Origin of the sequence: Novosphingobium sp. LASN5T (genome assembly GCF_003856955.1) — a bacterium.
Taxonomy (GTDB): Bacteria; Pseudomonadota; Alphaproteobacteria; order Sphingomonadales; family Sphingomonadaceae; genus Novosphingobium.
In genome coordinates, this window is record NZ_RQSI01000015.1 from 1 (window position 1) to 23,280 (window position 23,280).

The following is a 23,280-nucleotide window of genomic DNA, read 5'->3' on the forward strand; positions in this document are numbered from 1 at the left end:
ACCCATATCGCGCCTGATCTACTCGCCCACGTCTCGCCGTTGGGATGGGAACACATCAATCTAACCGGGGAATATCGCTGGCCCAAATCCTTAGCGTAGGATTCCGCCCCCTCCCGCAAACGCCCCCATGAATGCCAAACCCGAAGGCCAGATGCCCCGATGTCTTGCGTTCGATATCGAAGCGTTCGGGGTCCGACCACTGACGGGGATCGCGATTGGCGGCGGAAAGGAACAGGATCACCTTTTCTTCCGCTCCGATCCGCACGCCGCCTATATCCACCTCTCGCGTGGTCGTGCGGCCGATATAGGGGCTGGGTGCCCGGTAGCGCAGGCCCTCGTCGAATGCCGCGCGCGCGCGGGTCGGGTCGGCGCGCAATTGCGCCCACGCCTCGGGGTGGCGGGCGAGCGCCTCCAGCGTAAAGCCGATCCCGTTGATCGTGGTGTCCATGCCGGCCGAGATGAAAATGCGGACGAGCAGGCCGGCTTCTTCCTCGGTGATTTCGCCCGTATCGACCGCATCGAAGATCGCGGATCCCAGCGTATCCGGGGCGACGGCATCGCGCCGGCAATTCTCGACAACCCAATCGAGGATCGGTGTCGCCCGCTCCAGCGCGGCGCGATACAGGTCGTTCTTCTCACCCATCGCATTGAAGTTGAGCTCGGAATAGATGAGCAGATTGCGGCGGTTTTCCTTGCGGAAGCCCACCGCGTCGGGCAGCGCCGCGAATGGGAAGGCTTCCGCCAGATCGGCGACGAGGTCGACCTCGCCGCGATCGAGCGCCGCATCCACAATGCTTTCGGCCGTCGCCACGAAGTCCGCCTTGAGTTTGCGGAGTACGGCGGGGGACAGAATACGGCTCAGCAACCGGCGATATTTGCCGTGCTCCGGCGGATCGTTCTCGAGAATGAGGCTCGGTTGCCTCCAGTTGCCCTGTTTCCGGATGTTGGTGAAACCGGTGCCCGAAGCCGAGGAGAACGTCTCCCAATCCGAAAACACCGCGTGAACATCGGCGTGTCGGCCCACGGCCCACACGCCGTGCCGCGCAAGATAGACGGCGGGCGCCGTTTCCCGAACCAGATCGTCGTATTGATCGGGCGCCGCCATCGCGTCGGCGGAGAACAAGTCGAAATCGAGCGTCGGCGCGCTGGAGGCGTCGGTCATGGACATCCTGTCGAGAGTTTCGTGGCCGGATGCCATGCCGATGGCCTGCGAGCACAGTGCGCAAACGGCTCCGACACGACATCCTCTTCCCATTTAGTTTACATAGCAACTTATGATTGTCAATCGCGTCGGATGCGGACCGGCTTGTGCTCAGCGGCGGAAGCCCCCAAAAGAGATGGCATGAACCAGTCCTCCAAACCTTCCTCGCGCAAGGTAATCGACCGTCATCTTTATGTTCCGCACTACCTCGTTGTTCTGGCCAACGGCATGGAACGCGGACAGTCGCGCATCTATCTGAAGCATTTCGGAATCGGCATCAACGAAGCGCGAATCATCACCGTCATCGCGCACAGCGGCCCGCTCACCGCTGCGGAGATTTCTGAAATTCTCGTGATGAACAAGTCTATTACGAGCCGATCCATGCAAGTTCTCGAAGGCAAGGGACTGGTTAGCATCGGCGATTCGAAGCGATCGCGGCCGATCCAGCTGACGGACGAGGGCTATGCCCTTCACGACCGGATTGTCGCGGTTTCGCTGGCTCGTGAGAAACTGATGCTCGACGGCTTCTCTCCGAACGAGAAAACCATCGTGCTGGGCTATCTCGCGCGCATGTTCAACAACATGGAGCTGGCCAACGCCATCGACCCCCTGGAAGTCGAGCGAGAGATCCGCCCGACAGCATGACAATCGCCTTGACATAGGTTGCTATATAAACCAATAGCACTCCCGACAATTCGCCATGAGAGCGATGTGGAGGGGAATTGCATGTATGCGTGATCGATAGACTGACCACATTCCGGAGCTCGCCGGCAGGCGCCTCCGCTCCATCCATCTCATGATCCGGTTCAAACAACGGCGCCGCTCGGGTGCCGGCGGATCGGCGTGTCCGACGGCGACGCCGCATGCTCCGCAAGTCCAGGGAGAACATCAATGTTTCGCAATTTCAGCTCGCGTGCGCGGCGCGCGCATGTTTTGGCAAATGCCAGCCTCGCGGCGGTCGCTCTTGTCGGCTGGACGCCAGCGGCTTCGGCCCAGGAAGCCGCCGAACAACAAGGCACTGCCGATCCGTCCACCTCGCCCGAAACGACGGGTGAAATCGTGGTGACGGCGCAGTTCCGCGCCCAGAATCTCCAGGACACTCCACTGGCTATCACGGCCGTGGATGCCGCTTCGATCCAGAACCGTAACCTTGGCAGCGTCGTGGACGTGGCAGCGGCAGCGCCCAACGTGAACATCCGCCCCGGCGGCTCCGCCTTTGGCCCGGCCGCGCAAGTCTATATTCGCGGTATCGGCCAGTACGACAGCAGCTTCGCGTTCGAACCGGGCGTGGGCATGTACGTCGATGACGTGTTCCACGGCACCTTGCTGGGTTCGATCTTCGACCTGCTCGACCTTGACCGTGTGGAAATCCTGCGCGGCCCGCAGGGTACACTGGCGGGCAAGAATTCGATCGGCGGCGCGGTAAAACTCTATTCGGCAAAGCCCACCGGCAGCGGCACCGGCTATGTCGAGGCGGGATACGGGGCCTTCAACCGCATCGAACTGAAGGGCAGCGCCGATTTCGCGCTGGTGCCCGACAAGCTGTTCGTCCGCGTATCGGGCGTTTCGAAGACGCGGGACGGCTATCTGACCCGTCTGGACTACGGCTGCCTCAACCCGGCCAGCGGCGTTCCGGCGGCGACCACCGGCGCGGATTGCAAGCTCGGCAAGGAAGGGGGCCAGAACATGCAGGCGGGGCGTCTCGCCCTGCGCTGGCTCGCCACCGATAAGCTCGAGGTGAACCTGGTGGGCATGGTAACCGAAGACCATTCGGAAATCGGTGCCAGCAAGCTGCTGTCGCTGACCACCACCGCCTCGATGCCTGCGGGCACGAATCCCGCCCAGTTCATCACCGGCCCCAATTCCTATACCAACTACGCCACCTATCTGAATCTGCCCTTCACCGATGCCACCGGCAGCCACGGCGCCACCTACATCCCGCCGGTCAGCAAGGTCAGCGGCCGCGAAGTCTATGGCACGATCGATTACAAGTTCGGCGATGGTCTCGCGCTCAAGGCGATCTCGGCCTACCAGCGCTACAAGGGCAGCTATGGTTCCGACCTCGATCTCACGCCATACTCCACCAATTCCGCCAACTACATCTACGATCACGAGCAGTTCACCCAGGAGTTGCGCCTCAGCGGATCGTCTTTCCAGGACAAACTGGAATGGACCGTTGGCGGCTTCTACTACAAGGCGACGAGCAAATTTGGCGGTGTGACGTTCATCGCGCCCGGCACGGCGACCCAGAACTTCTATGTTACGCGCGACCGCATTCCCGCCCGTAGCGTTTCGGCCTTCGCGCATGCTTCGTACAAGCTGACCGACGCGCTGACGGTGACGGGCGGCATCCGCTATACCGACGACAAGAAGACCTATACCTACGGCCGCCTCAATCCCTACGACGTGTCTCAGCCCGCCTATACCGTGGCTGGCGCGATCAATGGCGTCACCGGCCGGTTTGCCAAGACCCGCTGGGATTACCGCGCCAACGTGGATTACCGCTGGTCGCATAACGTGATGACCTACGCGCAGTTCTCCACCGGCTACAAGGGTGGCGGCGTCAATCCGCGTCCGTTCGCGCCGGAACAGGCCGTCTCGTTCAATCCCGAAACGCTCACGGCCTGGGAAATCGGCGCCAAGACCGATTTCTTCGACCGCGCGCTCCGCGTGAACATTTCCGCGTTCATCAACAAATACAAGGACATCGTTTTCACCAACGTTTCCCCCACGGTCAACAGCGTGACCAACGCCACGCCGGTCAATGCGGGTGACGCGGACATGAAGGGCGTCGAGGTCGAAGTGACCGCCCGCCCGGTCGAAGGGTTGACCATCGACGCTTCGGGCAGCTGGCTCGACTTCCAGCTGACCCGGATTGGCGCCACCGGGGCAACCATCCGCGGCATCACGCTTGGCAACAAGGCACCCTATGCGCCGGAATGGAAATTCGGCGCCGGCGTCCAGTACGCCTTCGCAGTGGGAGATGCGGGGACGATCACTCCGCGCGTGGACGTGAATTACCAGTCCTCGTTCTTCTCCAATATCGACAACAATCCGCTGGCCAAGGTCGATGGCTATGCGGTCGCCAACGGCCGTTTGACCTTCGAGGACGCATCGCGCGACTGGCAGTTTTCGGTTTCGGTCACCAACATGTTCAACAAGTTCTATTACCTGAACAAGATCCGTTACCCGATTGGCATCGTCGTGGGGCAGCCGGCCCTGCCGCGCGAATGGAAAGTCAGCGTTCGTCGCAATTTCTGAACAGGACAGGGCGGTGCTGGAAAGGCACCGCCCTGCAAAAAATCAAGACGTACCCCATCGCCAGGTTTCAGTAGTCCCGCGATGGCCGGATGCCCGCTATGCCAGTGCCTTTTCGGCCCTGCGGCCTTTGGCTGGCGGTTGCCGACAGGTTGTCGGTCAGCCCTCCGCCTTCGGGATTACCGGCAGCAGCAGGTGCGAGTTGTGCTCCGGCCCGATGTGGATGATGTGGCGACCGGCGTTGCGCGTCGCCTCGTGGCGCGCAAACGGCAGGAACGGCGCGCCTTCGGCGTAGATATCCGCGCCCTTGATCACGATCCTTAGAGTTTCTCCTGCGTGAAAAAGCGTGGAGGATGGCCAGATTTCGATGTCCACCGGCACGATTTCGCCCGGCGCCAGCCGCTGTTCGCGAACGTGGGTGTGGAACGGTTGCAGCGGCGTGCTTCGGACCGGGTCGGTTTCGCGGTGGCTGGCCCGAAGCCAGCCGAGCGCGACCGGTCCATCTTCGAAGAACGCATAGAAGGTCTGGCCAAGCGGCTGGCCATCGCGATCGAGTTTCTGCAACGCCACGAACAGGTCCATGTCGTCGGACCCTTCGGCCTCCACCCACAGGCGCAGGCTGGCGTGGCCGGTAAGTTCCGTGTCCTGTTCGAAACGATGGTCGAACACGGCTTCGCCTTCTGTGGCATCATAAGCGATCGCGGCAGGACTATCTGGGCGATCCGCGTCCAGTGTGCCGTCGGCATGCAGCCACAGCGGCGTGGGCACCGTTCGGGCGAGGGGCCATTCCCGTTCGGCGCGCTCCACCGCCTCGCCGTGCCGTTCGCGCACTTCGATGCGGACCGGCGGCCACGCGGCCAAGGCGGTCTGCCGGTCCTTCAGGAAGTGATCGAAGAACGCTTCGCGCCGGGCCTGGCTCTGCGCCAGATAATAGTGCGCCCACTTCTTCTGACCATGCACGTCGAGCCATTTTCGCGGACTGGACATCGCCTTGAACGCTTCCAGCGTGCCGCGCGTGTGCAGCCCCTGGTCCGACCAGCTGGCGACAACCCACGCCGGCGTGCGGATCGCGGCCAGGTCGATCTCCTTCGAATGCCAGAAGGCATCCATCAGCGGATGGGCCTGCGCGTTTTCCCACGTATCTTCGGTCTGGTTCAGCGAGAAGCGGATGTTGTCGGACGCGCGCGGCAGAAAGCCGGTTTCGAGAATGCCGCCGTGATAGGCGAATTCGCGATACCAGTCGGTGAAGCCTTCCCACGGGTTGATCGCCGCCAGCGCGGGCGGGTTCAGCGCCGCGACCCAGAACTGGATCGCCGCCAGATAGGAAACGCCGGTCATGCCGACCTTGCCGTTCGACCAGGGCTGGTCTGCCAGCCAGTTGATCGTATCGGCGCAATCCTGAGCCTCGACCGCGCCGTTGTGATGGAAGTCGCCTTCCGAAAGCCACGCCCCGCGCGGATCGACCACGACCACGGCATAGCCCAGCGCGCCCCATTTGACCGGGTCCGCGCCTTCGAACGGCGTCAGCGGCGAAAGCCATTCCGGATTGACGCCCGACCGCGGCCAGAACACCTGGTTGGACTGGGCGTGCTTGCCATAGGGGCTCCATGACAGCAGCACCGGCAGGTCGGCTTCGCCGCGCGGACCTTCCGGCCGATAGACATCGGCGTAGATGCGCACGCCATCGCGCAACGGGATGGCGACATTGCGCTCGATCACCAGACCCGCCTCGTGGCGCAGCGCATAATCGATCGGCGGCAGCGGCGGCTTGTTCGGCGCGGTGTGCGGATCGACTCCGGGGCGCATGATCGGGGCGAAACCGGTGCCGGTCACGATCACAGCGCCACGATGTCTTGGCTGCGGGCCCAGCGATAGACGGGGTTCTGCTCGTAGATCACCGCCCGGGTGTCGCCCGGCACGGAAGGTGCGATCCCGCGCAGCCGGTCCAGTTCAATCGAGATGGTGAAGGCATATTCGCACTGCGGCGCACATTGGTGTGGGGCGGTCACGCTCGTCCTCTCCTGCGGGCTACATTAAGTTATTGATTAATCACCGCTGACAGTTGTTGATATATCTACAACCTGCGCGTGACAAGACGGTTTCAGTCGGGTATTGGTCGTGTCATGGACAGGGCCACTCCGCCGGATGACGATCCGACGCTTCGCGCTTCCGAACGGCGATGGAAGCTGTTCGGGCAAAGCCATCTTCCCTATCGCATCCTGTTGCTGGCCAAGATGATCGACCGGGTCACCTCGCAGCACGTGCGCGAAAGGGCGGCGATGTCGCTGGCCGAATGGCGCGTGATTTCGCACGTCGAACTGATGGGCCAGTGCAGCGCCAGCGAAATTGCTGACGCCGCTTTCGTCGACCGGGCCGAGGTCAGCCGGGCCGTGGGCGTGCTGGAAGGGCGGGGCCTGATCCAGCGCGAACCCCACCCGCGCAACCGCAAGAGCAGCCTGATTTCGCTGACCGAGGAAGGCAAGCGAATCTACGCCTCCGTGCGCGAGGAGCGCAGCGGCATGTACGAGGACTGGCTTGGCGATCTTTCGGCCGACGAGCGCCGACAGCTCGATATCGAGCTGCGCAAGGTCATGCGCCGGGTCGTTCTCGCCAACCCGGATATTCTCTGACGCGAACAAGGCGCCACGGTCTGGTGCTTTCCGGCCGTCGGTGGCACAAGGCGGGATGCTTCCCCACACACGAGCAATCGTCGCCGCAACGGCCCACGCCTTCATGTTCGGCCACAAGGTTGCAGGCGTGCATGACAACGAATCCGGACAGGATCTGCGTATCGCTGCGGAAGTGCGGGGCGATAGAATTCAGGGCAGGGATGGCGATCGATCGTCGACGTTCGGCGGGACGCGGTCCGAAATCCATGATGCCGCCGACAACGCGTTCGTGTCGCTGGAGATCGACGGCCGGAACGCGCGTGGCTTTGATCGCGCGTCATCCAGCCATTATTCGCTGACGGTCACGGATCAGGTGGTGCAACTGTACGACCATTCGGCAGGCGCGTGGTTCGCCTTCAGCATCCAGGTCGTCTGAGGCCCCCGATTCTGCCCTGGCGCTGATCCGTGATCGCCTGATGCCGTCTCTTTCGAACCGCACGCATCACGGTCGGGCGAACCACACGTGGACCTGGCTGGTGCCGGTGGCGTTCTCGTAGTCGGAATAACGCACGCCCGGCCAGGTCCATTCGCGGCCGCCACAGGCGCCCGCCATCATCAGGTAATGGCCAAAGCGCGCTTCGGGCACGTGCTTGAGGAATTCGGGCATGGTGTCGATGACCGAGGCGTGATCGCCCCTGTAGAACCATTCCAGCCGTTCGAGATCGGCCTCGCGCGCTTCCGGGCGGCTGATGTGGATCGGGTCGGAGGCCTCGTGGAGATGGAGTACGGACAGCGGCCAGAAGCGGTGGCTCATCGATCCGCTGGCCAGCAGCAGCACGCGGCGGTCCGACGCGGCGATGGCCTGGCCGATGCCCTGGCCGACGGCAAGGAAATCGGGCGTTTCGCCGGTCTGCGCGCAGCTTACCGAAAGCCATTCCTCGCCCGCGTGCAGATAGTGGGCGAGGTTCACCGTGGGATAATGGATCGGCAGGCAGGGATCGGCGATCGCGTTGGTGCGCACGCCGCAGGCGGTGGCGCGTTCCGCGATGGCACCGGCGAGAGCGGGATTGCCTTTCAGGTCATAGGGCACCTGGCTCATCCCGCGCGGCAGTTCGTCCGAGGTAAACAGGCCGGTGCGGTGCTCCTGCCCGCTGACGCAGAATTCCACGGTGGTGAACCAGTGGGAATCGAGCACGATCACCGTGTCCGGCCGGATCGCGTCCATCACTTCGCTGCGGAAGCGGTGCAGGCCGGGAACGAGGCTGATCTCCTTGCCCTCGTTCAGTTCGTAGCGGTCTTCCTGCGACAACATGATGGTGGGGGCGTGGGCCAGCAGCGCGGCACCGACGATTTCTCCCATGGGGCAATCCTTTCCGTATGAACGCGCCGTTCCGCGCGTCAAATCACCATGCTTCTTTCCGGCAATCAGGCCCGCGCAGCTTGGCCGTTTTGGCCAAGTCGGGGCGGGGGACCGTTCCTATCGTCAGGAGCATGGAAACTTATCCGTTCTCCCGCTCGCAAGATGCCTTCGTCGACCTGTCATCGCAGGATGCCTTCAACGAAGGCGCGCCTTTCGCCACCTTCGACCGGCTGCGCCGGGAAGACCCGTTCGCGTGGACGGACATGTCCGATGGCGGGAAGGGCTTCTGGAACGTGGTGCGCCACGCCGATCTGCTGGAACTGAACCGGCAGCCCGATCTCCTTTCGTCGGCCAGCGGCATCCGCATGGAGGATCAGTCGCCCGAGGAATACGAAGCGCGCAAGACCTTCCAGGAAACCGATCCGCCGCAGCATCGCGCTTTCCGCGCGCTGGTTTCCAAGGCCTTTTCGCGCTCGACCGTGGCAGGGTACGAGGAAGCGATCCGCCGCATCGTGACCGAACTGCTCGACGAGGCGCTGGAAGCCGGCGAATTCGACGCGGTCGATTCCATCGCCCGGCGACTGCCGATGCAGATGCTGGCGCAGATCATGGGCGTACCCGCCGACGATGCCGCCTGGCTGGTGGAAAAGGGCGATGCGCTCATTTCCAATTCGGACCCCGACTATACCGACTTCGTGATCGACAAGGTCGATACCGACGAATACCGGCTGCTGCCGTTCCGTTCGCCGGCGGCGGTGGAACTGTTCGACTACGCCAACGATCTGCTCGACCGGATGGACGCGGGCGAACAGATCGGTGTGCTGAACCTGGTGCGCGAGGAAACCAGCCACGGCACGCGGATGCCGCGCGACGAGTTCCGCAACTTCTTCTGCCTGCTGGTCGCGGCGGGGAACGACACCACCCGCTATTCGATCGCGGCGACGCTGCATGCGCTGGCGAACAATCCGGTCTTGCTGGCGCAGATCCAGCAGCCCGATTTCGCGCTGTGGGACGAAGCGACCGACGAGATGATCCGCTGGGCCTCGCCCACCTCGCACTTCCGCCGCACCGCCACGCGTGATTTCGATTTCCACGGCAAGCCGGTGAAAGCCGGGGACAAGGTGATTATGTGGTTCCTTTCGGGCAACCGCGACGAGACCGCGATCCCCGATCCCTACCGGCTCGATCTGACCCGGCCGCGTAACCCGTTCCTTTCGTTCGGGCAGGGCGGGCCGCACATCTGCCTCGGCATGTGGCTGGCCAAGCTGGAAGTGAAGATCGTGCTGCAGGAACTGGCGCGGCGGGTGAAGGTGATCGGGCAGACCGCCGATCACCGCTATCTGCGGTCCAACTTCATTCACGGAATCAAATACCTGCCGGTCAGGGTCGAAAGAAAATGAGGGCACCTGCGTGAACAGAATAGTGCCTGGGGAGATTGCAGCCATGACCGAACTCGCCGCCGGCGATCGCGTAAGAATCCTGTTCGCCGACCAGCTCAACCTGGCGCGCGGCAAGTACGTTCCTTCCAGCGAGGCGCGCAAGGGCCACGCGCGCCTGTGTGTTGGAACCTATGCGGTTACATATAGTAAGGCTCTTGTACCAGCGCCCGGCGGCGGCCTGCTCGATGGGCTGCCCGACATGGAAGCGCGGTTCGATGCCAACGATCTGCGCCCGGGCTGGGAAGCCGGCACGCAGATCGCGCTGGCCGACCTCCATTTCCAGGGGGAACCGTTCCCGCTGTGCGGGCGCAGCGCGCTCAAGCGCGCGATCGACGGCTGGCGTCAGCACGGGCTGGAGCCGATGGTCGGCATGGAACTGGAAGCCTATATCTTCCAGCGCGGCCCGAACGGCGAATGGGTGCCCTATGAAACGCCGGGCGCCTTCGTCTATGGCACCGGCCCGTTCACCGATCCCGCCGGGCTGATCGACGATATCTGGGCCATGGCCGCGCGCTGCGGGTTGCCGATCGAATCGATCAACGCCGAATTCGATGCGCCGCAGTTCGAACTGACGCTGCGCTATGCCGACGCGCTGCGCGCCGCGGATGACGTGTTCCTGTTCCGCCAGATGGCGCGCGAACTGCTGATCCGGCGCGGCTACCTGTTGTCGTTCCTGCCCAAGCCCTTCGCCGAAAAGAGCGGCAGCGGACTGCACTTCAACATCAGCTTCACCGAGCATTCGGGCCGCAACGCCTTTGCCGACGATGTCGCCAACGGGGCGCCTTCGAAGCTGATGGCCGGCTGCATCGCGGGCATGTTGCAGCACCACGAGGCGCTGGCGGCGATCATGGCGCCGCTCACCAACAGCTATGCGCGGCTGCAACCGGCCAGCCTTTCGGGCTACTGGGCGAACTGGGGCATTGATCACCGCTCGGTCACCGTGCGCGTTTCGGCGGAAACCGGCGCGGCGGCGCGGATCGAGCATCGCCTGGCCGATTGCGCGGCCAGTCCCTATTTCGCGCTGGCAGCGGCCCTCCAGGCGGCGTTGCTGGGCTACGAGAAGGGCTATGAACTGCCGGCGCGCGAGACCAACGACGGGCTGGAAACCACGGTCACCGACCGGCACACGCCGCATTCGCTGCCCGAAGCGCTCGATGCGCTGGAAGCCGATACGGTTCTGACCGAAACGCTCGGGACCGAACTCGTAGCCAATTTCATCGCGATCAAGCGGCAGGAAGTGCTCGAACTCGAAGGCAAGTCCGAAGCCGAACAGATCGCCTACTACCTGCACTTCATCTGAGGGTCCTGCCGACCATGCGTGAGCGCGTTTCGATCGAGGGCGTGGATGTCTCGCCCGATCACTTTATCGATGGCCGCCGGGTTGCGTCGGCCGAAACCTTCGAAACGCGCTGCCCGTTCGACTGGGACCGCAAGCTGGCGGACGTATCGCGCGGCGATGCCGGAACCGCCGCCTTGGCGGTCGAGGCCGCGACGCGCGCCTTTCCGGTCTGGTCAGCGATGGCGGCGGCGGAGCGCGGGGCGATCCTGCATCGCCTGGCCGATCTGATCGACGCCAACATCGAACGGCTGGCGATCGTGGAATGCATGGACATGGCCATGCTCCACGAAAGTCTGCGCCTGCGCGTGATCGCGCGCGGCGCGCTCAATTTCCGCAACTACGCCGATCTCGCCAGCGATTATCGCGAGCGCGTGTGGTCCTCGCGCGGCACGGCCAACCGGGTGATCCGGATGCCGTCCGGCCCTTCGGTGATCATCACGCCGTGGAACGCGCCGTTCATGCTGTCCACGTGGAAGTGCGCGCCGGCGCTGGCGGCGGGCAACACGGTGATCCTGAAACCCGCCGAATGGTCGCCGCTTTCGGCATCGGTACTTGCGGACCTGATCGAGCAGGCGGGCTTTCCGCCGGGCGTGTTCAACATCGTGCAGGGCTTCGGCCGCGATCTGGGCATGGCGCTGGTCAGCGATCCGCGCGTCAAGCGCATCAGCTTTACCGGCTCGGTTCCCACCGCGCGGGTGATCGGCCGCGCGGCGGCGGACAACATCGTGCCGTTCACCGCCGAGCTTGGCGGCAAGTCGCCGCTGCTGGTGTTCGCCGACGCCGACATTGACGCGGCGGCGAAGAAGGCGGCGGGACAATACGATGACAGCGGCCAAGTCTGCATGGCCGGCACACGCATCATCGTGGAGGAGAGCGTGCGCGAGGAGTTCCTAGAACGCTTCCACGCCTATGCCGACGCTCATGTCCTCGGCGACAGCCGCGATCCGACGACGACGATGTCGGCGCTGATCCACCCCGATCATGTCGCGCGGGTGATGGGCTTTATCGACCGTGCGCGCGCGGCCGGCGATACAATCGTGCGCGGCGGCAAGCTGTGGCGCGAAGGCGCGAACTTCATCGAACCGACGCTGATCGTGCCGCGTTCCAACGATAGCGAAGTGGTGCAGAACGAAGTGTTCGGCCCGGTGCTGACATTCCAGACCTTCAAGACCGAGGAGGAAGGCGTCGCGCTGGCCAATTCCACCGCCTATGGCCTGTCCGGCATCGTCTATACCGGCGATGCTGCCCGCGCCGAACGCGTCGGCCGCGCGGTGCGCGGCGGCACGGTCTGGGTCAACACCTTCCTGGTGCGCGATCTGACCGCGCCGTTCGGCGGCATCGGCATATCGGGCCTGGGACGCGAAGGCGGCGACTACGCGCTCGATTTCCACTCCGACCTCAAGACGCTGCAGATCCTGGAGGGCAGCGTCTGAGGCCCAGGCGGTCTGGTCGCGGCGTTCCCGGTTTAGAGAACTTCGGCATAGCGGATAAGAACGGAGTCCTCGCCCAGCGGTTCGATCACGCCGACGAAGAACAGGCCCAGCACCCAGTTGTGATCGCTGCGCACATCGGCATCGACCCAGCTCGTCACGCGCTGGTACCCGTCCATCCGCGCATAGCCGATATTGCGGATGTAGAGCCATTCGCCCTTGTCATCCCGAAGGACGATATGCGTGTGCAGGTCGGTTACGCCATCGCTGCGGCCGAGCGAGTAATCCCCGCCGCCGTTGGGATAGACGCTGCCCGCGATCTTTCCGGTGATGCTGCCGCCGATGATCTTGCGCATCCGGCGTTCCCCGTGCGGTGTCTGCTCGCTGCGCACGGGCTCGAAATCCAGCCGGACTTCGAACGCGGGCTCGAAGCCGATAGGGGCCACGAAACGAGGTTCGCGATCAAGCGGAATGGACAGTTCGGTCATCACAGCACCTCGTAATAGGTGAATACGGTACGGTCGGGATCGGTCCGGCGCAGGCCATGACCGATGATCAGCGTGTGGTTCAGCCAGTCGTGCGGGCTGTTCCGGGGCGCGTCGAAGAAGGGCGACGTGCGCATGCGCAGCGGCACTTCGTTGTCCGGCGGCGCGACGAAGTCCTGGTTGATGGCCTCGCCGGGCGCGCGCGGCGGCAGGCGGCGGTCCAGCGCCGCGGCGGGATCCCAGCCGACCCGGCGCATATAGCCGCGGTTGTTGATGTAGATCTGGTGGCCGTCGCTCGCTTCGAACATGTAATGCGCATCCAGCGGACCGCCGCCGCCGCCGAAGTCGGCTCCGCCATAAGGAACGACCGTGCCTTGCAGGCGGGGGCCCCAGATATCTCCGCCGATCGTGGGCACGAACGCGCGGCGATAGGGCGCTTCGATCATCACGCGCTCGCGGAAGAACACGCTCACCGAAAAGGCCCAGCGATAGGATATGCCGCCCATTGTCTGGACGGGTGGCTCCGCCGGTGAAGAAAGGTGTTCCGTCATTGCATGACATCCTCTTGAGAGTGGATCGGGATTGTATCTATCCGTTGCCGGACCGCCATTTTTTGCGAAAGTGGCACTCGACATGCATCGATCAACAGACCATGCACAGGCCATGGCCAACGCGAGACCGACCAGCATTCGTGCGATTGACGACAGCAGCCAGCCCGAGCGCGCCGACCGGTCGACCGCGGCGCCGCGTAGCGACGTCAGTCTCCCGCCCGAGCTTGGCAGCGCGGTGGGATTCCAGATCCGGCGTGCCACGGGCGTGGCGGATGCGCTGTTTTCCGAAACGTTCGGCGAGATGGAAATCACCGCTGCCCAGTATGCGATCCTGATGGTGGTGCGTCACAATCCGGGTTGTCGCACGTCGACGGCGGGAAGCCTGCTCGGCATCACGCCCAACAATCTCGTACCCCTGCTCGATAGCCTCACGGCGCGGGGTTATATCCGCCGCACGCTGAGCACCACCGACCGGCGTGTCCGGCACCTGCGGCTCACCCCGCGCGGACAGGAACTCTGCGCCGCGCTGGTGGCACGGCATGAAGCCATCCAGGCCAAGTTGGAAGAACGCATGGGGCATGGGCAAGTCGCGGAATTTCTCCGTTTGCTGACGCTTTACTGCGGCGGCTGATCGGCAGCGGACGCGGGGGCGTCCAGATGCGCAAGCAGCGCATCGTTGAAGGCCGCCGGATTCTCCACGTAGCCGAGATGGGCCGCATTCGGCAGGATCACGCTGCGGCCGTTCTGGACGCCCTGCGTCATCACCGGCACCGAGGCGCCACGCGGGCCGTCCTCGGCACCGCCGATCACGAGCGTCGGCGCCGAAATGGAAGCCAGCGCCGCGCGCAGATCGACGTCGCGCAGCACGCTGGTATTGCCGGCATAGCCGACCGGCGCCATGCCCGCCATCGCCGCGATCAGCCGTTCGACCGCATCCTTGTGCCCGGCGCGGAAGCCATCGCTCAGCCAGCTCTCGATGGTGCTGCGTGCTATTCCGGCCATGCCTTCGGCCCGTGCCTTTGCGGCCAGTTCGTCCCACACAGGCTTGTTCGGGATGAACGGCGTCGAATTGGCGAGCACGAGGCGGCGGATGCGGCCGGGATGGTTCGCGGCCAGCCACATACCGGTCATTCCCCCTTGCGAGACGCCGACGTAATCGGCGCGCTCCATGCCCAGCGCATCCAGAATCGCGAGGACATCCTGACCCAGCGTTTCGACGGAATAGCTGCCTTCCGGCGCATCGCTAGCCCCGTGTCCGCGCGTATCGAACCGTACCACGCGGCGATGGGCCAGCGCCGGCATCTGCGCGTCGAAACAGGCGATGTTGCCGCCAAGGTGATGGGAGAGGATGACCGGCAGGCCATCCTCGGGGCCTTCGACAAGCACGTTGAGGCGGCAATCGCCGCTGGCGATGAAGGGCATGGGAAGCAGCTCCTGGTCCGGTGAGAGTCAGTGGCCCCAGCGCGCGGCGGGCGCCCACGGGGTTTCCATGTAATAGGGCACGGCGATGAAGGTGGCTTCGACCCCGGTGATTCTGCCGGCCTTGATCTTGAACAGCTCCAGCAGGTGCCAGCTGTGCGGTTCGCGGAAGATCGCCTTCATCTCCGTGCCGTCGGTCAGTTCATAGGTGTCCAGCACGCCCTTGTGGTCGATAAAGCCGCGCGCCATCACGAGGCCCCTGGCTTCGTCGACCACCACGTAATCGCGATCCCGTACCCGCTCGTTGAACCGGTAGCGGCCCAGGCGGAACAGCTTCTCGACATCGGCATAGGCCTTGCCGTTTTCGTAGCGGACGCAATCCTCGGTGAAGGCGGTGTTGCGGATTTCGCCGGTATTGTTCTCCAGCGTCTCGAAATAGCCGTTCGCGATGGAAATCAGCGTGGCCCGGTCCATGCGCTCGTCCGGCGTGACCAGGGCGGTCAGGTCAGGATCGTGATCGAACTCCTCGACCGGGCCGATCGGCGTGGGCGGGCCGGAGAGGTTGCGCGGGGTCGAAAAGACATGCTCCGCCTCAACGATCTCGCCCGCCTCCACGCGCAGGCGGATGGCGAGGAAGCCGGTCACGTCGAGCGTGCGGATCGCGGTGAAGATGCCGATGCTGTTCTGCACCGTATCCACCAGCGTCAACGCCGGGCCAAGTTCCTCGGCGATGCTGTCCCATGTGCCGTCCGGAAACGGCAGGGCAACGCTGTTCTCGCTGAAGCGCACGCGCGTGGAGATCGGCGCCAGCGACGGATTGCGGGCGGCGTAGGCCGCGCGATACTGGTCGGCAATGCGGCGCAGACCCGCTTCGACGGTATCGGTCATGGCGTGGGTCCTTCCTGGGGAGCAAACGTTTTCGCAGCGTCGAGATCCTCGCGCAGGCGGAGCGACGCCAGGACCATCAGGACGGCGGCGATCGCGACGCAGAAGGTGGCGAGAATCATGGAATAGCGCACCGCTTCGTCGCCATAGAGGCCGGCCCAGCGATCGTTCAGCCAGCCGATCGCCAGCGGCCCCACGATCTGGCCGACCATGTTGACGCAGAACAGGAAAATCGCCGCGGTGGTCGCGCGCATGGAGGGCGGCACGATCGCGGCCATCGCGGCATAGCTGGGGCCGAAATGCATGGCCCCGGCAAGCGACGCCAAGGCGAGGCCGGAAAGCGCGAGCGGCAGATTGTCGGAGAGCAGGAACAGCAGTTCGGCCGGCACCGAGATCGCCGCGCCGATCGCCGGCAGCAGCAGCAGCCAGCGCGGATCGCGCCGTGCCGCCCAACCCGCGAGCGCGCCCCCGCCGATCACGCCGATGATGCTCGAAAGCCCGCGAATGGGGCCGTAGGCGGTCGCCGCCTCGCCCGGCGTTAGGCCGTGGACCCTCATCAGGAACGTCGGCGTCCAGGTGATGGTCGCATAGGTGGTGACGGCAAGGAAGGCCCCGGCGGCGCACATCAGGCCGAAGCTGCGGCGCGTGCGCAGCCATGTCCACACCGTCGCGAACGAAGGCGCTTCCGCCTTGCCGGCCTTGTCCTGCCGCACCGGCTCGGGAACGGTCAGGAAAAGCAGCGTGGCCATGCCCATGCCGAACGCGCCGGCCACGAAATAGGCGGAGCGCCATCCGTAATGCTGGGCGATGAAGCCGGCGGCGGGCAGCATGAGCAGCGCGGCGAGGCCGGAGCCGGAGGTCATGATCGACAAGGCCAGCGGCCGCCCCTTCGGGCCGAAGCGGTCCGACAGCAGGGCCGTGGTCGGCGCAATCCCGGCCGCTTCCGCCGCGCCCATCAGGAAGCGGGTCAGCGCCAGTTGCACGACATTGGCCACGGCGCCGGTCAGCACCGTCATCAGGCTCCAGGCCGCGCAGCCGAGCGCGAGGATGTTCCGCCGGTTGCCGCGATCGGCGAAGCGCGCGATGGGCACGCCGAGGCCGGAATAGAGCAGCACGAATGCAAAGCCGGTGATCAGGCCCAGCATCGTGTCGGAGATGTGCAGCTCCTTCTTGATCAGCGGCAGAACGATGCTGAGGATGCTGCGATCGAGGAAGCTCAGCGCATAGATCACGGTGACGACGGCGAGCGTGTAGACGGACATTGGCGTCCAGTCGCTGCCAGCGCCGGAGCCGTCGGGGGCGGATGGCCGGGCGGGCTCACCAGACATGGAGCTGCTCGTCGCTGTACCAGCGGCCATGGACCTGCACGTTGGAACGGAACGGCAGGATCACCCTGCCGACGGCGCCGTCCTCGGGATGAAGGGCATCCGCCACCACCAGTTCGGTGCGCATCTCGGCATAGTTGCTGGCCGTTCCGATCAGCCAGCCATCGCCCTCCTCGGCGCCTTTATGGCGGGGCACGAACGTCACTTCCTGCAAGGCGTGGGTGGGGCCGGCGAAGAACGAGCGCATGGTGCGGTCTCTCATGTCGAACACGCCATAGCTGTTCGTCACTCGGCGCGCGCCGGTGCCGATCCGGTCGCGGTCGAGCGGCTTGGTCGCGTCGTTGAACGAGGTGTAGGCATAGCGCGTCTCGCGCCCCATGAACCGTTCGTCGACCCGGCCCAGATCGATCACGGGCAGGTCGGGGAACAGCACGTCCTCTTGTACGCGATCATCCTTCGAACCGAGATCGAAGGTCAGCCGGCGGATCAGCGCACGGCTCTTGACCGGATCCCATTGGGAACCGTCCGCGAAGGGGAAGAAGGGGAAGGGGTTGTCCTCGAACATCGGCGCGTCGAGGATCACCTTGTCGCCGTCGGCCCAGGCATTGAACGTGTGGATGACGGCGCGCGTCGGGCCTTGGAACCAGCGCAGATCGCCGGCCTCGCCATCGCGCGGCATGATCCCGTACCAGGTGGGCTTCGTCCCATCCCAATGCCAGTGCACCTTGCCTGCCTTCAGCCGCTCCATGTCGGTGACATAGCCGAACACCGGGAAGATTACGTGCCGTTCGGTGATCGCAAAGTCATGGATCATGCTGACATAGGGCATTTTGAGCCGCGTTTCGCGGGTTACCGTGCCATCGCGGGCGATCGTGTAGAGAAACACGTCATTGGTCGCGAGACCGGTGGCCTCGTAGCCGAACGTCACCATCTCGCCCGTGACCGGATCGATCTTCGGGTGCGCGGTGAAGGTCTGGCTGCGGTATTCGCCGCCAAAATCGTGAAAGCCCTTGGTGTCGAGCGTGACCGGGTCGATCTCGGTCGGCGGCGCGTCCTCCTTCAGCGCGAACAGCCTGCCAGCGTGGACTTCCGGGCTGGTGTTGGCAACGGTGTTGCGCCAGGGCTCGTCGACATGGCTGACCGAGGGGTCGGTGTCGAAGGGATTGCGGTAGTAGCCATAGAGCTGCCGTCCCGCCGCCTGGTTGTTCAGGTAGCGCTCGGTCCTGATCCACCGCCCCTTGTAATCGACCTTGCCGTTGCGGAACCGGAACCGGCTGACGTAGCCGTCCGTGTTGAACGGCGTATCGTCCTTGTGGAGCAGGGGATAGGCGCCATCGCCGCCTACGCGAATGAAGGCGCCGTTCAGCCCGTCAGGGATGGTCCCTTCTATCTGGCAATCGGGAACCTCCGCCTCGAACGACTGCGGCGCAAAAAAGTCTGATGTTTGTGACATGGAGAAAGGGACTCTCTGATCCGGTAGACGTGTGGGCGAGGTTCAAAAGCGTTGTCGGGATGGCGGTTCAGGCAGGGAACCGCGTGGCGTTGGCGAGCAGCGCCGCGAAGGACGCCATGTCGGTTTCCTTCTCGATCGCGCCGATCCGCTGCCGCAGCTCGTTGGCGACGGATTCCGGCACGTTGCCGGCGAAGGCGACCTGTTGATGGAACTTGGCTTCGACTTCCTGTGCCGTGCTGCCCGCATAGTGGCGCGGACGCCCGCGAAGCGTTTCCGTCAACACCTTGCCATCGCGGCGGCGCACGGTCAGGACGATTCCCTTCTCACCGGCCGGCAACGCGGCGAGCGTCGTGCGCTCGATCAGGCTGGTCAGTGCCGGATCGGCGATGGCGGAAGGTGCATAGTCTTCCTGCCGCAGATCGCCGCGCAGCAGCGCGACGGAGCAGGCGAAACGCAGGTTGAAATTGGCCTGCGAATGCAGCGACGGCCCCGGCAGCAGCGGCTTGGCGATGAACAGGCCCAGGATGCGCGGCTCGACCTGGATCGTGACGGAGTCGATCGCCTGGGGATCGAGTTTTTCGCGCGCGCGCAGGGTGAGCGCGCTTTCGATCGCCGGATGGTTGGCCGCGCAGGATGGCCAGGGCTTGAAATAGATCTCGCCATTCCATTCCTGCCCCAATCCGCCGGTCAGCAGATCGGGCCGCGCGCAGCCCGCGGTGAACTGGGCGTAGAAGCCGCACGGGGACAGCAACGGGTCGGTCATGCCGCTCCAGCCTATCTCGGCGAAATGCGCGGCGACGATGCCGTTCCGGGCAGCCGTGCCCTGGAGGATCTTCCAGCTGTTGGCACCGTCCCAGACGTTCTGGACCGTTCCGCCGATCTGATCCGCGGCAATGCCCAGCGCCTGCCGAGTCTTTTCCGGCGAAAGCCCGCGCGCATTGGCCGCGATCGCGGCGGCAGCCATGGTGACATGCAGCGGCACGCCATCCCAGCCATCGTTGAAATCGAGCCCCGACGCCGCGATCGAACGGGCCGAGAAATCATCCCCGATCGCCATCGTGGTGATGAACTTGCGCCCGTCAGAATGCGCGGCTTCGGCCAGCGCCAGCGCCGTCATCACCGAGGTCGGGGCGTTGTGCGAAGGCGAGATCACGTCGCGCACCTTCACCGTCATCACCTCGAAGTCGAAGGCGCGGGCGAGCATGGCATTGGCCATCGCCGCGTCCGCCACCGAAGCCTTGCGGCCGGTGCCGAAGACGCTCGCCTCGCCGCCGCTGGCGCTGGCGAGCATCCCCGACACGGCCGCCTGCCCTTCGCCGCGCACGCCACCGATGGTGCAGCCGATCACGTCGAGCAGGCGAAGCTTGGCGCGCTCCAACGCGCCCGCGTCCAACTGCGCGAACGTGGCGGTGGCGACGTGGTTGGCGATGAGGCCGCTGAGGCCGCCATCGGCGACGCTCGGCGCGGGCCGCTGCCTTGGCGCCCGGGTGGTGGCGGGCGCCGGAGGCGGAGCCGATGCTGCCGCCAGCGACGCCGCCGGGATCGCCAGCGCCGCGCCGGCAAGGACGGAACGGCGGCCGACCGCCAGCGGATCAGAAGCGGACATTGGCGCCCAGCGTGAAAGCCCGACCGATCGTGTCATAGTAGATCCCGTTCGTCAGCGTGAAGACAGTCGTCGAAGGCAGCGCCGGCGGGGCGGTGTTGAAGACGTTGTTCACACCCGCGAACAGGCGGAACCTTTCCCCGACCTCCTGGCTGATCTGCAGGTTCAGGTATTGATAGGCGGGCACGCGGTTGGTGTTGATCGAGGTGGCGGCATTCAGGTTTGCCGTATTGTCGATGTTGCCCGCCGAGATGGTGGTGACCTGCCCGGTCAGCGAGAAGCCGCCGCGCTGATAGGTAAGAGACGTGTTGGAGCGGAAGCGCGGCAAACCGGCCGGGCTGTTGTCCCGGACATAGTCGATCGTCGCCGATCCGTTGCCGAGGTTGCTGTAGTAGTGGAACACGTAGGTTCCGCTGAAGCTCAGTGTCAGCGATCCCTTCCACCCGTCATGGATCGTATCGAGCGGCAGGCGGTAGTTGCCGGCGATGTCGAGGCCATTCGTGCGCAGCGAGGCGGCGTTCAGATAGCGGGCGTTGTAGGCCGTCGGCGTGGTGCCCGCGAACGTGAAGAGCGAGCAGAAATAGGTCTGCCCCGCCGAGCAGAGATTGCCCGCCACCGTGCCGGAAACGGTGGTGACCGCGTCCTTCAGGTTGATGTTGTAATAGTCGACCGACAGCGTGAAGCGCGGCGCGAAGCGGGGATTGATGACGGCGCCGATCGTTAGCGTGTCCGCCTTTTCCGGTCGGAGCGCCGCATTGCCGATCGTGGCGTTCTGCGGGATGAGTGCGGCGGTTACCCCGTTCACCGTGGCGGACAGGTTGGTGACCGCGCCGGCCGAAGAGGTTTCGAAGATGGCGGGCGCCCGGATGTCGCGCGAACGGGTGCCGCGCAGGCGCAGGCCGTCGAACGGCTCCCAGACCGCCCCGCCCTTCCACGTCGTCTGCGTGCCGGCGGTGCTGTAGCCGGCCACGCGCACGGCGCCGTTGAGATCGAGCGAGCGCAGGCCCGGCAGATCGCGGGCGAGCGGGACGAGCGCCTCCACATAACCTTCCTTGACGTTGAAGCGGCCGCTGTAAGGCGCGGCGTTCGACGTTTCATAGAGACCGGCGGCGGCCACGGCATCGGCACCGACGACTTCCTTCTCGCGGCGATATTCGGCGCCGAGCGCGATCGAGACAGGGCCAGCCCACGTCGAGAAGGGCGAACCGCGCAGGTTCGCCGCTGCCGTCACCTGCTCATACTTGGCGGTCGCGACCGAGGTATCCAGAATGTAGTTGATCGCTGCGGCCGACGGCGTCCCGTTGCCGAAAAGGTTGATCGGTACGCAGCCAGCAGCGGCGGCGTTGAAGGATGGACCGGGAACCGTGGCGCGACACACGATATCGTTGCCCGAACGAACGGCATCGGTGGCGAAACGGAACTTGGTCAGGTTGCGGTTGTTGGGAACGGTCTGCCTGTAGTCATTCTGCGCCCAGGTAACATGCGCATCCCACGACCACCCGCCGCCCAGCTTGCCCGAGGCGCCGGCCATCAGACGCGGCGTCTTGTTGGTGACGTTCACCTTGAACAGGCCGATATCGTAATCGAGGCGCGAAATGGTGAAGCTGGGCAACGCGCCCATCGCCGTGCGCACGACGTCCGGGATGAAGGGATTGCTGGCCAGAATGGTGACGGACGAATCGCGCGGTGGCAGCGCCGTGAGATGGGCGGTGGTCTGCGAGTAGGATGCCTCCGCCATGACGGTGAGCGCGTCGCTGAACTCGTATTCGGCGTGCAGATAGGGATTGAAGCGCTCGACGCTCGGCGCCAGCGAAACGCCCTGCGCCAGCGACTTGCCCTGTCCACCGACCTGCAGCGAGGCATTGCGGATGCCGCCGCCATCGAAAGGCGCAACCGTGGTGGCCGAGGTGAACTCGTAGTTGCGCAGCGCGAAGCCCGCCGGGCCGGTGATCAGCCCGCCGGGCGAGGAGCCCGCGTGAACGTTGCTGGCGATGATGTTGGCCGGCTGGCCGTTGGTGGCGAAGGCCGCGTTGGCGACACGGCCATATTCGTTGGCGCCCCACGGCCGCGAATAGATGTCGCCCACCTCGTTGTTTTTCACATAGTCGACACCAGCGACGATGTGGCCGCCCTCGCCGAATTCGACACCGCCCAGTGCGGCCAGGCGATAATTGCCGGCATCGCCATACGTGCTCACGCCGGCCTGGCCGCGCAGTTCCAGACCCTTGAAGCGGTTCTTGAGGATGATGTTGACGACACCGGCCACGGCGTCCGATCCCCACTGCGCCGATGCGCCGCCGGTCACGACTTCGACGCGTTCGACCATGAGCGTGGGGATGGTGTTGAGGTCCGGCGCGCTCGGCGTGGTGCCCGTGCCGTTGCTGGCCGGGGCGAGAGGGGGCACGCGCGCACCGTTGACGAGGACGAGCGTGCGCGCGGCGCCAAGGCCACGCAGATCCGCCGTCGACGCGCCCGGGGTCTGGGTGCGGATGGCGTTGGCGCTCGGGCTGGTCGTGGCGCGGAAGGCCGGCTGCTCGTTGAGCAGGGCGGCCACGTTGGACACTTGGCGCGCATCGATCGCGCCGGCACCCAGCACCGTCGTCGGCGTGGGGGCATCCGCGCCGTTGGGTGCTGCGCGCGACGCGGTCACCACGATGGCGGCGGCGTCCGGTGCTTCGTCTGTGGCTGTGTCGGTGTTCTGAGGCGTGGCCTGCGCCATCGCTCCAGCCGGTATCGCCAGCGCCAGTGCGCATCCGGCGCACAAGGCTGCCCGCAGACGGCGCTCGCCTGATCCAAGCGTCATTATCACTCTCCCCAGTCGTTGGAATTATTAGTTCTGAACATAGAACTATTCTGTTTTCAGCATGACTGTCAAGTGCCGCGGCACGAGGCCGGAACGCGGCACCGAATCGACGGGGCAAGC

At 64.9% G+C, this 23,280-nt stretch carries 21 protein-coding genes; 9 read left to right on the top strand and 12 right to left on the bottom strand.

Annotated elements, in window-relative coordinates:
- Positions 1–99 (top strand): Tn3 family transposase (locus EH199_RS25060; RefSeq protein WP_143560298.1); only part of this gene is annotated, 99 nt, incomplete at its 5' end.
- Here EH199_RS25060 and EH199_RS11645 read toward each other — a convergent pair.
- The gene (locus EH199_RS11645) at positions 56–1,162 is read right to left on the bottom strand and encodes a cytochrome P450 (protein ID WP_190287238.1); all 1,107 of its coding nucleotides are present in this window, start codon (positions 1,160–1,162) and stop codon (positions 56–58) included. The genes EH199_RS25060 and EH199_RS11645 overlap by 44 nt on opposite strands.
- Positions 1,163–1,342: 180 nt before the next feature.
- On the opposite strand from EH199_RS11645, the gene EH199_RS11650 reads away from it, so the two are divergent.
- On the top strand, positions 1,343–1,846 hold the full coding sequence (locus EH199_RS11650) for a MarR family winged helix-turn-helix transcriptional regulator (RefSeq protein WP_190287239.1): 504 nt from the start codon (positions 1,343–1,345) through the stop codon (positions 1,844–1,846).
- Positions 1,847–2,092: 246 nt separating this feature from the next.
- Complete coding sequence (locus tag EH199_RS11655) at positions 2,093–4,462, top strand: TonB-dependent receptor (protein ID WP_124809425.1); 2,370 nt, start codon at positions 2,093–2,095, stop codon at positions 4,460–4,462.
- A 156-nt stretch (positions 4,463–4,618) separates the two neighbouring features.
- Here the strand turns inward: EH199_RS11655 and EH199_RS11660 are convergent, their stop codons facing one another.
- Together EH199_RS11660 and EH199_RS24400 are read right to left on the bottom strand one after the other, a co-directional pair.
- A complete protein-coding gene (locus EH199_RS11660; protein ID WP_124809426.1) occupies positions 4,619–6,292 on the bottom strand; it encodes a CocE/NonD family hydrolase in 1,674 nt (557 codons plus the stop codon).
- Between the two features lie 2 nt (positions 6,293–6,294).
- Complete coding sequence (locus EH199_RS24400; RefSeq protein ID WP_190287240.1) at positions 6,295–6,468, bottom strand: hypothetical protein; 174 nt, start codon at positions 6,466–6,468, stop codon at positions 6,295–6,297.
- 114 nt (positions 6,469–6,582) lie between these two features.
- Here EH199_RS24400 and EH199_RS11665 point away from each other — a divergent pair, with 114 nt between their 5' ends.
- Both EH199_RS11665 and EH199_RS11670 read left to right on the top strand, forming a co-directional pair.
- Entirely contained in the window at positions 6,583–7,089 is a 507-nt protein-coding gene (locus EH199_RS11665; protein ID WP_124809427.1) for a MarR family winged helix-turn-helix transcriptional regulator, read from the top strand.
- A 103-nt stretch (positions 7,090–7,192) separates the two neighbouring features.
- Positions 7,193–7,504, top strand: coding sequence for a hypothetical protein (locus EH199_RS11670; RefSeq protein WP_223806632.1), 312 nt, complete (start codon positions 7,193–7,195; stop codon positions 7,502–7,504).
- A 66-nt stretch (positions 7,505–7,570) separates the two neighbouring features.
- On the opposite strand, the gene EH199_RS11675 is transcribed toward EH199_RS11670, so the two are convergent.
- On the bottom strand, positions 7,571–8,428 hold the full coding sequence (locus tag EH199_RS11675; RefSeq protein WP_124809428.1) for a catechol 1,2-dioxygenase: 858 nt from the start codon (positions 8,426–8,428) through the stop codon (positions 7,571–7,573).
- A 131-nt stretch (positions 8,429–8,559) separates the two neighbouring features.
- On the opposite strand from EH199_RS11675, the gene EH199_RS11680 reads away from it, so the two are divergent.
- The 3 genes from EH199_RS11680 to EH199_RS11690 are packed head-to-tail and all read left to right on the top strand — an operon-like array spanning position 8,560 to position 12,639.
- A complete protein-coding gene (locus EH199_RS11680; RefSeq protein WP_124809429.1) occupies positions 8,560–9,828 on the top strand; it encodes a cytochrome P450 in 1,269 nt (422 codons plus the stop codon).
- 43 nt (positions 9,829–9,871) lie between these two features.
- The gene (locus EH199_RS11685; protein WP_124809430.1) at positions 9,872–11,167 is read left to right on the top strand and encodes a glutamine synthetase family protein; all 1,296 of its coding nucleotides are present in this window, start codon (positions 9,872–9,874) and stop codon (positions 11,165–11,167) included.
- 14 nt (positions 11,168–11,181) lie between these two features.
- Positions 11,182–12,639, top strand: coding sequence for an aldehyde dehydrogenase (locus EH199_RS11690; RefSeq protein WP_124809431.1), 1,458 nt, complete (start codon positions 11,182–11,184; stop codon positions 12,637–12,639).
- Positions 12,640–12,671: 32 nt separating this feature from the next.
- On the opposite strand, the gene EH199_RS11695 is transcribed toward EH199_RS11690, so the two are convergent.
- Both EH199_RS11695 and EH199_RS11700 read right to left on the bottom strand, forming a co-directional pair.
- On the bottom strand, positions 12,672–13,124 hold the full coding sequence (locus EH199_RS11695; protein ID WP_124809432.1) for a DUF3237 family protein: 453 nt from the start codon (positions 13,122–13,124) through the stop codon (positions 12,672–12,674).
- Entirely contained in the window at positions 13,124–13,672 is a 549-nt protein-coding gene (locus tag EH199_RS11700) for a DUF3237 domain-containing protein (protein ID WP_190287241.1), read from the bottom strand. Before EH199_RS11700 ends, EH199_RS11695 begins: the two co-directional genes overlap by 1 nt.
- Before the next feature lie 112 nt (positions 13,673–13,784).
- Between EH199_RS11700 and EH199_RS11705 the strand changes: the two genes are divergently transcribed.
- The gene (locus tag EH199_RS11705) at positions 13,785–14,303 is read left to right on the top strand and encodes a MarR family winged helix-turn-helix transcriptional regulator (protein WP_124809434.1); all 519 of its coding nucleotides are present in this window, start codon (positions 13,785–13,787) and stop codon (positions 14,301–14,303) included.
- Here the strand turns inward: EH199_RS11705 and EH199_RS11710 are convergent.
- The 6 genes from EH199_RS11710 to EH199_RS11735 all read right to left on the bottom strand — a co-directional run bounded on the left by EH199_RS11710 (position 14,288) and on the right by EH199_RS11735 (position 23,160).
- Positions 14,288–15,094, bottom strand: a complete 807-nt coding sequence (locus EH199_RS11710) for an alpha/beta fold hydrolase (RefSeq protein ID WP_124809435.1) — start codon at positions 15,092–15,094, stop codon at positions 14,288–14,290. The two genes, EH199_RS11705 and EH199_RS11710, sit on opposite strands and share 16 nt — an antisense overlap.
- A 27-nt stretch (positions 15,095–15,121) precedes the next feature.
- On the bottom strand, positions 15,122–15,979 hold the full coding sequence (locus EH199_RS11715; protein ID WP_124809436.1) for a hypothetical protein: 858 nt from the start codon (positions 15,977–15,979) through the stop codon (positions 15,122–15,124).
- Positions 15,976–17,304: an MFS transporter gene (locus EH199_RS11720; RefSeq protein ID WP_190287242.1), complete on the bottom strand. Its 1,329-nt coding sequence runs from the start codon at positions 17,302–17,304 to the stop codon at positions 15,976–15,978. Before EH199_RS11720 ends, EH199_RS11715 begins: the two co-directional genes overlap by 4 nt.
- Entirely contained in the window at positions 17,294–18,754 is a 1,461-nt protein-coding gene (locus tag EH199_RS11725) for a carotenoid oxygenase family protein (protein ID WP_124809438.1), read from the bottom strand. Before EH199_RS11725 ends, EH199_RS11720 begins: the two co-directional genes overlap by 11 nt.
- A 67-nt stretch (positions 18,755–18,821) precedes the next feature.
- A complete protein-coding gene (locus EH199_RS11730) occupies positions 18,822–20,360 on the bottom strand; it encodes an MmgE/PrpD family protein (protein WP_190287243.1) in 1,539 nt (512 codons plus the stop codon).
- On the bottom strand, positions 20,347–23,160 hold the full coding sequence (locus EH199_RS11735; RefSeq protein WP_124809440.1) for a TonB-dependent receptor domain-containing protein: 2,814 nt from the start codon (positions 23,158–23,160) through the stop codon (positions 20,347–20,349). Before EH199_RS11735 ends, EH199_RS11730 begins: the two co-directional genes overlap by 14 nt.
- Positions 23,161–23,280: the final 120 nt, after the last annotated feature.

Bases quoted from the DNA above. Each gene is read 5' to 3' on its own strand.
- EH199_RS11645 (WP_190287238.1), bottom strand. From the start codon at position 1,162: ATGACCGACGCCTCCAGCGCGCCGACGCTCGATTTCGACTTGTTCTCC.
- EH199_RS11670 (WP_223806632.1), top strand. From the start codon at position 7,193: ATGTTCGGCCACAAGGTTGCAGGCGTGCATGACAACGAATCCGGACAG.
- EH199_RS11680 (WP_124809429.1), top strand. From the start codon at position 8,560: ATGGAAACTTATCCGTTCTCCCGCTCGCAAGATGCCTTCGTCGACCTG.
- EH199_RS11655 (WP_124809425.1), top strand. From the start codon at position 2,093: ATGTTTCGCAATTTCAGCTCGCGTGCGCGGCGCGCGCATGTTTTGGCA.
- EH199_RS11685 (WP_124809430.1), top strand. From the start codon at position 9,872: ATGACCGAACTCGCCGCCGGCGATCGCGTAAGAATCCTGTTCGCCGAC.
- EH199_RS11735 (WP_124809440.1), bottom strand. From the start codon at position 23,160: ATGACGCTTGGATCAGGCGAGCGCCGTCTGCGGGCAGCCTTGTGCGCC.
- EH199_RS11725 (WP_124809438.1), bottom strand. From the start codon at position 18,754: ATGTCACAAACATCAGACTTTTTTGCGCCGCAGTCGTTCGAGGCGGAG.
- EH199_RS11695 (WP_124809432.1), bottom strand. From the start codon at position 13,124: ATGACCGAACTGTCCATTCCGCTTGATCGCGAACCTCGTTTCGTGGCC.
- EH199_RS11715 (WP_124809436.1), bottom strand. From the start codon at position 15,979: ATGACCGATACCGTCGAAGCGGGTCTGCGCCGCATTGCCGACCAGTAT.
- EH199_RS11710 (WP_124809435.1), bottom strand. From the start codon at position 15,094: ATGCCCTTCATCGCCAGCGGCGATTGCCGCCTCAACGTGCTTGTCGAA.
- EH199_RS11690 (WP_124809431.1), top strand. From the start codon at position 11,182: ATGCGTGAGCGCGTTTCGATCGAGGGCGTGGATGTCTCGCCCGATCAC.
- EH199_RS11720 (WP_190287242.1), bottom strand. From the start codon at position 17,304: ATGTCTGGTGAGCCCGCCCGGCCATCCGCCCCCGACGGCTCCGGCGCT.
- EH199_RS11675 (WP_124809428.1), bottom strand. From the start codon at position 8,428: ATGGGAGAAATCGTCGGTGCCGCGCTGCTGGCCCACGCCCCCACCATC.
- EH199_RS11730 (WP_190287243.1), bottom strand. From the start codon at position 20,360: ATGTCCGCTTCTGATCCGCTGGCGGTCGGCCGCCGTTCCGTCCTTGCC.
- EH199_RS11700 (WP_190287241.1), bottom strand. From the start codon at position 13,672: ATGACGGAACACCTTTCTTCACCGGCGGAGCCACCCGTCCAGACAATG.
- EH199_RS11665 (WP_124809427.1), top strand. From the start codon at position 6,583: ATGGACAGGGCCACTCCGCCGGATGACGATCCGACGCTTCGCGCTTCC.
- EH199_RS11650 (WP_190287239.1), top strand. From the start codon at position 1,343: ATGAACCAGTCCTCCAAACCTTCCTCGCGCAAGGTAATCGACCGTCAT.
- EH199_RS11705 (WP_124809434.1), top strand. From the start codon at position 13,785: ATGGCCAACGCGAGACCGACCAGCATTCGTGCGATTGACGACAGCAGC.